This window comes from Alcanivorax sp. (assembly GCF_002733835.1).
In the GTDB taxonomy this organism is placed as follows: Bacteria; Pseudomonadota; Gammaproteobacteria; order Pseudomonadales; family Alcanivoracaceae; genus Alcanivorax.
The window spans coordinates 1-10,849 of the sequence record NZ_NVWY01000060.1 but is presented as its reverse complement, the minus strand read 5'-3'; the positions used below and the strand labels follow the sequence as shown (position 1 = coordinate 10,849).

Below are 10,849 nucleotides of genomic sequence, written 5' to 3'. Positions count from 1 at the left end.
ATTTGAGCATGTAAGTCCTAAACACAATCACCCCGCCTCGGCCATCGAACGGAAGGCCTTTCTTTTTACCCATGCTTAGTTTTCACCAGAAGTGGCAGGCTAAGTATCGGTGGCCTGCCGGGATAGCCTAGAATGCCAGCACCATATCGGTGGTAAAGGCCCAGCCGTTACCGCCCAGCTGGAACGGCACACTGCTGTAACCCACGGGTGAATCCTTCAGGTAGAGGCCCTGCACGTTGAAGCGGAACTCCTTGCGCTTGAACGGGAACCAGTTGACGCCAACGCTCAGGTCGTGGGGGGTGCCGTATTCCCCCTGGATCTCGGAATAGGCCACATAGGGTTGCAGGGTTTTGGGAATGGCCATCATTGACGCCTGCACCTGGTAGCCCTTGTCGTCCAGTTCGTCTACGGGCAGCGGGCCGTTGGCATCAAACTTGTCTACCCAGCGGTGGTAGAACTCGGCCTCCAGGAACCAGCCCCGGTATTTCAGACCCGCATTGGCGGCGGCCATCTGGTAGGTGGCCTGGTCGATGGCGGTACCGTTGTTGAACGGATCCGCCTGAAAGATCAGGGTGCCGTCGGATAGCCGGATCTGGGAATTTTCGAATGAGTTCGTGCCGGGTTGTGCCTGGGCATCCTCGCGGCTATGGGTGAAGTGAATGCCGAAGCGGGTGGCCAGCTGTTCGTGGAACTCGTAGTCGCCCAGGCCTTCGCCAGGGCCGTACTCACCGGTGGTGGGCATCCACCACAGGGCACCGGATGCGGTGTTGAGCCCGTCATCCAGCTGGTTGCCACTGACGCCCAGCTGGCTGAGGTTGTTACCGAGCATGGCGCGGTACATCAGCCCTTCGGCAATTTGACCTTCTGCCCAGATGCCAGTGGTGTACGAGCCGCGAAAGAACTCATCCGCAATGGTGCGATGGTCGTTCTTCAGCCAGTTGGGGAAGGTGCCATTAGTAGATCGCGTGGAGGGCAGGGCACCGATGCCGGCATAGAGCTTGAATGCCGGGTTGAAGTGGTAGCCCAGGTTACCGGCCACCACTACCTGTGCCGGGTCACCCTGGCTGGTGTTGGACGTCCACGTGTAGAACAGATAATGCAGCTTGGGATCAAAGATCCAGCCCTTGAAGCTGATGTTCACTTTCTGGAACTGGAAGTCATTACGCGGATCAATGTTCGAGGTGCGCCCGAAATCATCGGTATAGCTGCGCTCGAAATCCTTCTGGTTCAGATAGCGGGTGTAGCTGAAGACCCCGAAGTTGACCTCACCCATGTCCGAGTTGAACAGATTGAAGCCCTTGCCCGGACGATAGCCCAAACTGCGCCCCGGGTTGTCAGCGGGGCGCCGGGGCGCGGGTGTACTTTCCCCGTACAATTCGGTTTCCAGCTGCTGGATACGCTGGTCGAAATCCTGGCTCTGTTGCTCCAGATTCTGGCGCATGGAGCGCAATTCCTGAAGCTGCTTTTCCACCGCCGGGTCGGTGGTTTCAGCCAGTACCGGATTGGCAAGCAAGGCAGCGCAGAGCGCCGCCGAAGAAGAGGTGATTTTTCGCATTCCCGAGTCCTTTATTATCCGCTTTTGCTGGTGTCATCTGCAGGGCAAACGTTGGGCGCGTTGTAGTCCAGGTCCATCAATCGGAAGTAGTTGGCACCCAGCGCTATGTTATGGAACGCCTCGTCGTTCAGGCCTTTCAGGGCGCGGCTGGTCACGTCCAGTTCCTTGCCATACTGGTCATCTGCTTTATAGCCGGCGGCCACAAAGTCGGTGCCTGGCAGAATGCGGGTGGAGTATTCGTTAAAGAAGGGAATGTAGATATCACCCCACTGGTGGTACTCGTTGTAGAGTACATCCCAGGAGATATCCAGCATCAGGTTCGGGTACTTGTCGAGCAGCCCCTTGAGGAGGGTGACATGCTGCACCGGGTTCATCTTGCCCAGCTCCTTGGATAGCCCCATATGCGCCCACACAATCTTGTTATCCGGGTAGGTGGCCAGGATGTGTTTCATCAGCGGCAGGTGTTCGGTGGGGTTGGCGTCGTTACCAAGATCGGAATGGAAGGTAACGGGAATGCCGCGCTCTTGCAGCACTGCCATGAACGGTGCCCATTTGTCGATGCTCTGCATGGTGGCCGGTTCGTGGTTGTTCTTCAGTAGTGCCTGTTTCACCACGTTCAGCTCGCCACTCCAGCTGAACATGCCCGGGTACTCCCGGTCATACAATTCAATCAGCTCCACCACGTTTTCCGGATGCGCCAGGTCCATGAAGGTCATGGACAGGGTGATGTGCAGGTTGTCGCTGGGGTAGGCCACGGTTTCCATGCCGTTGACGAAATCATTCTTGATGCTGGGCATGGCGGTGACGCCGGGGCAGTCCAGGTAGTAGTTACAACCGGAGTCCAGCTCCAGTATCTGGCCGATACCGAAATAGTTCACGAAGCGAACGCCCTGACCCTCCAGCATGGCGTGCAGCTTTTCCGGTGGAATGGCGGCACCACCAAAGGGGCGAGGGTGAAAATGGGCATCCACCAGCGGGGTGTAGGGTTCCTTTTCCCGGTCGTAGCAGGCCTGCTGTTCGCTGGGCTGTTGCAGGGACTCAAGCGTGCGCTCATTGGCAGTGCGTGTATCGGTAGCTGTGGTAGCACAACCGGTGATCAACATGGCCACAGGAAGGGCGACAAGAGACTGGATGAGGCGCGGTGAAACAACGGCAGCTGACAGCTTGCCGAGAATATCCCTATTCATGATGAATTCCCTGAGTTTTTATTGGTACCGGATTCACTGAATCGGTCTTGTTTGATACTAGGAGAAAACGTACAGGCCTACCACCAGCGCAGCCACGTATTGCGAGTGGGTGTGACAGAGCCAACAGTCCCTGTTCCTGCCTGACGCTGGTGGCTCATCGACAGTCTCAAGGTAGACGCTCGGTGCGAATCTGTAGATGGTCTACTTTCTGCAAGGAAAACAATAAGTAAGGGCTTGTTTACTTTGTGCGGGTAAATGACCCCGGTTGGTTTTTTATGTCAGGTTTCGCGCACTTTTCTCATGGTGGGTGCGAAGAACCCGTGGAACACTCGTGGCCCTGAATAATGTATTCACACGGAGATTTGCCATGGGCGCGGTTCTGGATAACAGCAATGTGAATGAAGCACAGGGGTGGGCGACCCGGGCTGTCGCCCGTCAGCGTAACTACTTTGAATCCGGGGCGACCCGCAGTTATGAATTTCGTCTGCGGCAGCTGAAAAAGCTGAAAGACGCGATTGTTCAGTACCAGGGCCAGATTCAGGACGCCCTGCATGCAGATATCGGTCGCCCGCCCTTCGAGGCCTACATTGAAATCAGCACGGCCATCGAGGACTTAAAACACACTATCAAGCACCTGAAAAACTGGATGAAACCCAAGCGTGTGGGCACCAGCATGTGGGCGCAGCCGGGTCGCAGCCGTATTGAGTCTACACCGCAGGGTGTCACCTTTTTGCTTGGCCCTTACAACTATCCGTTTCTGTTATTGGTGCAGCCGCTGATCGGGTCCATTGCCGCCGGCAACACGGCTGTGTTGAAGCCCTCATCCTTGAACCCCACCGTGGCGGATGTGGTCGAGAAGATCATCAAACAGTGCTACAGCGACGAATATGTGGCGGTGTTCAAGGGCAGTACCGAGGTGACCAATGAGCTGCTCGAAGAGCGCTTCGACCATATCTTCTTCACGGGTAGCCCACGGGTGGGCCGTATCGTCATGGCCGCCGCTGCCAAGCACCTGACCAAGGTAACGCTGGAGCTGGGCGGCAAGAGCCCCACCATCGTGCATAAGGACGCCAACCTGAAAGTGGCCGCCCGCCGGATTCTCGCCGGCAAGATGTTGAATGTGGGGCAGACCTGCGTGGCGCCGGATCACATCCATGTGCATGCGGATATCAAGAGTGCCTTCGAGAAGGAAATGGTTGCTACGTTGAAGGAATTCTACGGCGATGACCCGAGCCAGAGCCCGGACCTGGGGCGCATGATCAATGATCGCCACTTTGATCGGGTGGCTGGCTTGATCAATCGCGACAAGCTGCTGGCAGGCGGCGAGACCGACAAGGCCCGGAAATATATCGCCCCGACCCTGCTCAAGGACGTGACCATGGATGACACGGTCATGCAGGAAGAAATTTTTGGCCCGGTGCTGCCCATGCTGACTTACTCGTCCATGGAGGAGCTGATAAGCAACCTCAAAAAACTGCCGGAACATCCGCTGGCGTTATACCTGTTCACTGGCAGTGAACACGTGGAGCGCCAGGTGCTCGACAATACCCAGTTCGGCGGTGGCTGCATCAACAACACCGTGATGCATGTGGCCAACCCCAACCTGCCGTTCGGTGGCGTGGGCGAAAGTGGTATGGGGGCTTATCACGGGCAGAACTCCTTTGATGTTTTTTCTCACAAGCGAAGCATCCTGAAGGCGACGACACTGTTCGACATCAAGTTCCGTTATGCGCCTTACAAGGATAAGGTCAACATGATGAAGAAGCTGATCAAATAGGCGGATTCCTCAGGCTCTCTGTCCGGCTGCAGGGCAATTCAAGCCTTGGAGGAGACGCAAAAGTACAGCGGTAATGGGGTTCAGGAGCGGGTGTAAAGCCGGCGTCTGGCCCTTTTTTATTACTCTTATAACCTTCGCACGCGTGGTTCCGGCCACCCCCTTTCCTCTTCCCTCCTTGTCATATTTTCTGCGTCTCCCACGGGTTTTTGTGATGACCGTTGCCCGTTTGGGTGAAGGTTGTGTGAAGTTCTGACTGCCAGGCTGGCGCTTTGTGCTTGTTGCCTCTCAGGCGTTACATTACGAAGGGGTTGGGCCGCAAGCAATGGTGACGGTCTATCGGCGATCTTTTCGTGTTTGGGAAAAACTATCGGCGTATTTGCCAAAGCCAACTGGCCGGGGGCGAGGGTTAAGGGATATAACTGGATCAACAGCTAACACACACTCAACAGGGAGAGAGTCATGGCTGATGCAAGTCAATGCCCGATGCATGCCGCAGGTGGCGGAACGACCAACAAGGACTGGTGGCCAAACCAGTTGCGTCTGGATCTACTCAACCAGCATTCCTCACTGTCGAACCCCATGAGTGTGGATTTCGATTATGCCAAGGCATTCAACAGCCTGGATCTGGAGGCGGTGAAAAAAGATCTACATGCGGTAATGACCGATTCACAGGACTGGTGGCCGGCGGATTTCGGCCACTACGGTGGGCTGTTTATTCGGATGGCCTGGCACAGTGCCGGTACCTATCGCATTGGTGATGGGCGTGGCGGCGGTGGCCGTGGCCAGCAGCGTTTTGCCCCGCTCAATGGCTGGCCGGATAACGTGAACCTGGACAAGGCCCGTCGTTTGATCTGGCCGGTGAAACAGAAATACGGCAGCAAGATTTCCTGGGCAGATCTGATCATTCTTACCGGTAACGTGGCACTGGAATCCATGGGCTTTAAAACCTTTGGCTTTGCCGGTGGCCGTGAAGATACCTGGGAACCGGATCAGGATGTGTACTGGGGCCGTGAACATGAATGGCTGACCAACGAAAAACGCTTCGATGGCAAGCGTGATCTGGAAAACCCCCTGGCTGCCACCATGATGGGGCTGATCTATGTGAACCCGGAAGGCCCCAATGGCGACCCGGACCCGAAAGCCGCCGCCCACGACATTCGCGAAACGTTTGCGCGCATGGCCATGGACGATGAAGAAACCGTTGCCCTGATTGCCGGTGGTCACACCTTCGGCAAAGCCCACGGTGCCGGTGACCCGGAAAAAGTCGGCCCCGACCCGGAAGGCGCCGGGTTGGCGGAGCAAGGCTTGGGCTGGCGTAGCAGTGTGGGTACCGGTAAGGGTGACGACACCATGGGCGGTGGCCCGGAAGTGACCTGGTCGCAGACGCCGACGCAATGGAGCAACTACTTTTTCGACAATCTGTTCGGCTTCGAGTGGGAACTTACCGAGAGCCCGGCCGGGGCCAAGCAGTGGGTGGCGAAAGATGCCGAACCACAGATGCCCTATGCCCAGGACAAGAGCAAGAAGCACAAGCCGATGATGCTGACCACGGACTTGTCGCTGCGCTTTGATCCGGCCTACGAAAAAATCTCCCGGCGCTTCCATGAAAACCCGGACCAGTTCGCCGACGCCTTTGCGCGGGCCTGGTTCAAGTTGACCCACCGGGATCTGGGGCCGCGTGCCCGCTACCTGGGCCCGGAGATTCCAGACGAGGAGCTGATCTGGCAGGACCCGGTGCCTGAGGTGGATCATGAGTTGCTGGACGACAAGGACATTGCTGCGCTGAAGAGCCAGATCCTGGATTCCGGCCTCAGTGTGTCCGAGCTGGTGTACACCGCCTGGTCGTCTGCTGCCACCTTCCGTGGCGGTGACAAGCGTGGCGGTGCCAACGGTGCCCGTATCCGTCTGGCCCCGCAGAAAGACTGGGAGGTAAATCAGCCGGAGCAACTGGCGCGGGTATTGAAAACCCTGGAAGGGATTCAGGCGGACTTCAGTAATGGCAATAAAAAGGTGTCGCTGGCGGACCTGATCGTACTGGGCGGCTGTGCGGCCATCGAGAAGGCGGCCAAGGCGGCGGGCGTCACTATTACCGTTCCGTTCTCGCCGGGCCGTACCGATGCCAGCCAGGAGCAAACCGATGTGGCGTCGTTTGAGCCACTGGAGCCAAAAGCCGATGCGTTCCGCAATTATCAGCAGGCGCGTTTCTCCATGGGCGGCGAGCACCTGATGATTGACCGGGCGCAATTGCTCACGCTGACGGCCCCGGAAATGACGGTGCTGGTTGGTGGCCTGCGCGTGCTGGGCGCCAACTACGGCGGCAGCCAGCTGGGTGTGTTTACCGAAAAACCCGGCACCCTGAGCAACGATTTCTTTGTGAATCTTCTCGATATGAATACCGAGTGGAAGCCGGTATCCAGTGATGAAGAAGAATTTGAAGGCCGGGATCGTGCCAGTGGCGAATTGAAGTGGACCGGCAGCCGTGTGGATCTGGTGTTCGGTTCCAACTCGGTGTTGCGCGCCCTGGCTGAGGTTTACGCCTGCTCTGATGCCCAGGAAAAGTTCGTCAACGATTTTGTGGCGGCCTGGACCAAGGTGATGGAGCTGGAGCGTTTTGACCTGAAGTAGTTTCTTTCTCTTCACGGTAAAAGAAAACGGCGCGCTGTTATCAGCGCGCCGTTTTTTATGGCGTTTTATGTGGGCTACAGCGTACTCGCCGAAGGTTGATCTGTGCCTCCGGCAGCAGCAAATCCCCAGGCATGTCGTCTTGTGCATCGTTTGCTGCGTGATCAGAGCTGTTCAATACGAGCTGATTGGGTAAGGCTGTCAGGTATATGCCGGAAGTGCCGGCAAGGCTGCTTATAAAAATGGGAGAGAACACCGTGACCGCATTACCTGAATACCGCTCCTTCGATGTTGCCGTAGAAAACCATATTGCCCATGTGCAATTCAGCCGCCCGGAATCCATGAACAGCATGAACAAGGATTTCTGGCTGGAGCTGCCCCGTTGCCTGCGGGATATCGAGACTGGCACTGACGCCCGCGTGGTGGTGATGTCCTCCACCGGCAAGCACTTTTCGGCCGGGATGGATCTGTCCGTATTCTCCGATGCAGACGCTGTGCCCATGGCTGGCGATCCGGGGCGCATGGCAGAAAACCTGCGCCGGGTGGTGCTGCAGCTGCAGGATTGCCTGAGTGTACTGGAGCAAGTACGCATGCCTGTGCTGGTGGCGATTCAGGGCGGCTGCGTGGGCGGTGCGCTGGACCTGGTGTGCGCGGCAGACAGCCGCTATTGCAGCCAGGATGCGTTCTTCACCATCAAGGAAACCAGCCTGGGAATGACGGCAGACGTGGGTACGCTGCAACGCCTGCCCAAGCTGATGCCCCAGGGGTTGGTCCGTGAGCTGGCCTATACCGGCCGCAATTTCAGCGCCTGGGAAGCGGCGGAGCAAGGGTTGGTCAACCGGGTTTATGATGATGCCGAAAGCATGTTGGCAGGGGTGATGGAGATTGCCAAAGAGATCGCTGCCAATTCTCCCCTGGCCGTTCTGGGCTGTAAGGAAATGCTTAACTACAGCCGTGACCACAGCGTGGAAGACAGCCTTAAATACATGGCCACCTGGCAGGCGGGCATGTTCCGCCACGATGACATGATGTTGTCGTTTCAGGCCAAGGCGAAAAAGCAGCAGGCCGACTACCCGGATTTGATGCCGGTTAAAGGTTTGTTTGAGCAGTAGGGCTGAATCCTGATTCGTAGGTCTGCTTAGGCGTAGCCGTAAGGTGACAATGAGTGTTTCTGTGGCCTTGCCCGTTGGATGTCGGATTACACCTTTCAGGTTAATTCGACCTACTCCTCAATGGGAGTGGGGGCTAACAGAGGGGGGTAGGAGAGTGTGGCAGGGGGGTAAGGTGTTCTTTAGAGAATCAAAAAAGGCGCCACAAGGGCGCCTTTTTTTACTGGAACAATCGCTTACAGAGCGACGATGTTCTCAGCTTGCGGGCCTTTCGGGCCCTGGGTCACGGTGAACTCAACCGCTTGGCCTTCGGCCAGGGTCTTGAAGCCGGAACCTTGGATGGCGCTGAAGTGAGCGAAAACGTCCGGGCCGTTTTCCTGCTCCAGGAAACCAAAACCTTTTGCTTCGTTGAACCACTTAACGGTGCCTTTAACTGTAGACATATCTCTAATCCTGAAAAATGAAGTTTTGCCTTTACGGCAGGTGTAGCTGAAAAACGGAGACTTGGACTTCAGAACTGCAGGACGAGTTATACAATGTAAACAACGAAATGGAGTACGTGATTCAAGCGCGATCTTTTAGCTGGGCCAGAACATAACCCTATTATTGCTCCGTGTACAGCTAAATCGTACCGGATCGACGTTCGGGGAGGGCGGTCCGCGCTGATTGGGGGCGCTCGCCCATGGCCTGGCGTGGTGAGAGCAGCCAGAGTGCTATGCTGGGCGCATCTTAGCCAATAGCGAGGCCGTCGTGCCCCCACTGACCTGGCTTAACAGAGCCCGCCCACAGAAATTGCCCTTCCGGCGCCGCGTCACCCGTGCCGCCGTAGCGTTGATTTATCGCGGCGGGATAACCGAGGGCGAGCTATTCTTTATCCAGCGCGCTCATCGCCCCGGCGACCCCTGGTCCGGAGACATGGCCTTCCCCGGTGGGCGCCTGCAAACCGGGGATACCTCCAGCCGTGACACCGCCATGCGTGAAACCGTTGAAGAAACCGGGCTCGACCTGTACCAGAGCGGGCACTACCAGGCGCGCCTGACAGACCGACTGACCCGCCACCACAGCCGCTGGCGGCCCATGGTGGTCACGCCCCATGTGTTTGCCTGGCAGGGCGACGACGTGCTGCGCCTGAACCACGAAGCCCGCCACGGCGTATGGATTCCGCTGGACTATCTCAGCAACCCGGATAACCGAAGTACGCTTGCCCTCCGCACGCCCGTGGGGCGGGTTACTCTGCCGTGCTGCCGTTATCAGGGGTACTGCATCTGGGGGTTGAGTTATCGAATGACGGTGGAGTTTTTGGGGCGGCGGTGAGGGTTGCATGGGGCTGCTTGGGCGAGTCCATTCTCGGGAATCGGAGCAGGCCAGCAAGGAAGTGGTGCGTATCTTCAGTTTAGGCCCCTGCTTCGTTTGCGAGTGTGGGCTGTCGGGCGGAAATTTCCGAAGAAAGCCTCCGCCTGTCGCGCCACTCTTATCCTTCCTGCTGCGCAGCTATGGAGGGTACGTTTTTCTTGGCGTGTTGGTTCTGCGCTTCCGGTCGTTGCCATTCCGGCGTCGCCCACAGGTGTTTCAGTCGCAGCCACAACGGCCCCGGCCTGGCCATATCCTTAAACATTGCAATGAACTCATGCAGCGTCAGGGTGATCGGGTTGTAGCTGTGGATCTGGCGGGTAATGCCATACTCCGGCGGCAGGTCGTCGCGCTCTTCCACAAAGGTGCCAAACAGACGGTCCCAGATAATGAAAGTGCCGCCGAAGTTACGGTCGATGTATTCCGGGTTGCGACCGTGATGTACACGGTGATGCGACGGCGTATTGAAAATGAACTCGATCGGCCGCGGCAGTTTCTTTATCCACTGGGTGTGAATGAACCACTGGTAGGACAGGTTCAGGGCAAGCGCAAACAGCCCCCAGGCGGGCTCAAAACCCAGCATCACCGGCGGCAGGAAAAACAGAAACAAACCGCTGAACGCATACAGGGTGCTCTGCCGGCCGGCGGTGGTGAAATTCATGTGCTCGGAAGCGTGGTGCACCACATGGGTGGCCCAGAACCAGCGCACCTTGTGGGCGGTCACGTGATAGGCATAGAACAGAAAATCCACCATCAGGAACAGCAGCAGGAAGGTCCACGGGGTGATGGCAATATCCATCAGCCGATAGCTGTACACCCAGTCCATAAAGGCGAACACGAACAGGGCATTTACGACGACTTCCAATAGCACGTAGCTGGCCCCCAGGGTCATGCTGGCGACGGAATCCTTGAGGCTGTAGATGTCAGTGCCACGAAAGCGCCAGGCCTCGATCAACGCGCTGAGACCAAACAGCGGCAGCATGCCGACCAGCAGCAGTTGTTTGAAGTCCGCGTTTTGGTAGGCGGTAACGGCAAAATCAATGGGGTTCATGTCATGTCTCCCTGAAGTTATGGGACAAGCGGTGTCAGCTCTGATGAAGCCATGGTAGAAAAGAGTGGACTTATCGGATTGACGGATCATGCCAAGCTATTATCCAATCATGCCATGACGATGAATTACCCCGACCCCACCGCCATCCGCGTCAACGGCTCCTATGTGCGCGTGCTGCTGGACTGGCTGGACCAGTAC

At 57.2% G+C, this 10,849-nt stretch carries 8 protein-coding genes; 4 read left to right on the top strand and 4 right to left on the bottom strand.

From position 1 onward, the window contains the following. Nucleotides 1-127: 127 nt before the first annotated feature. Together COA55_RS16760 and COA55_RS16755 are read right to left on the bottom strand one after the other, a co-directional pair. Nucleotides 128-1,555, bottom strand: a complete 1,428-nt coding sequence (locus COA55_RS16760; RefSeq protein WP_290503065.1) for a hypothetical protein — start codon at nt 1,553-1,555, stop codon at nt 128-130. A gap of 14 nt (nt 1,556-1,569) precedes the next feature. Next, nucleotides 1,570-2,742, bottom strand: a complete 1,173-nt coding sequence (locus COA55_RS16755) for an amidohydrolase family protein (RefSeq protein WP_290503064.1) — start codon at nt 2,740-2,742, stop codon at nt 1,570-1,572. Between the two features lie 367 nt (nt 2,743-3,109). On the opposite strand from COA55_RS16755, the gene COA55_RS16750 reads away from it, so the two are divergent. From COA55_RS16750 to COA55_RS16740, 3 genes are all read left to right on the top strand, one after another. Then, nucleotides 3,110-4,519 carry an aldehyde dehydrogenase gene (locus COA55_RS16750; RefSeq protein ID WP_290503063.1) on the top strand — a complete coding sequence of 470 codons (1,410 nt, stop codon included), beginning with the start codon at nt 3,110-3,112 and terminating at the stop codon, nt 4,517-4,519. Nucleotides 4,520-4,978: 459 nt separating this feature from the next. Further along, on the top strand, nt 4,979-7,144 hold the full coding sequence (katG, locus tag COA55_RS16745; RefSeq protein ID WP_290503062.1) for a catalase/peroxidase HPI: 2,166 nt from the start codon (nt 4,979-4,981) through the stop codon (nt 7,142-7,144). A gap of 254 nt (nt 7,145-7,398) precedes the next feature. Continuing rightward, complete coding sequence (locus COA55_RS16740; protein WP_363970978.1) at nt 7,399-8,253, top strand: crotonase/enoyl-CoA hydratase family protein; 855 nt, start codon at nt 7,399-7,401, stop codon at nt 8,251-8,253. Between the two features lie 233 nt (nt 8,254-8,486). Here the strand turns inward: COA55_RS16740 and COA55_RS16735 are convergent, their stop codons facing one another. Next, complete coding sequence (locus tag COA55_RS16735; protein ID WP_035235160.1) at nt 8,487-8,693, bottom strand: cold-shock protein; 207 nt, start codon at nt 8,691-8,693, stop codon at nt 8,487-8,489. 307 nt (nt 8,694-9,000) lie between these two features. On the opposite strand from COA55_RS16735, the gene COA55_RS16730 reads away from it, so the two are divergent. Beyond that, nucleotides 9,001-9,564 carry a CoA pyrophosphatase gene (locus COA55_RS16730; RefSeq protein WP_063521107.1) on the top strand — a complete coding sequence of 188 codons (564 nt, stop codon included), beginning with the start codon at nt 9,001-9,003 and terminating at the stop codon, nt 9,562-9,564. A 157-nt stretch (nt 9,565-9,721) separates the two neighbouring features. Here COA55_RS16730 and COA55_RS16725 read toward each other — a convergent pair whose 3' ends face one another. Further along, nucleotides 9,722-10,651, bottom strand: coding sequence for a sterol desaturase family protein (locus COA55_RS16725; protein ID WP_290503060.1), 930 nt, complete (start codon nt 10,649-10,651; stop codon nt 9,722-9,724). Between the last annotated feature and the right edge of the window lie 198 nt (nt 10,652-10,849).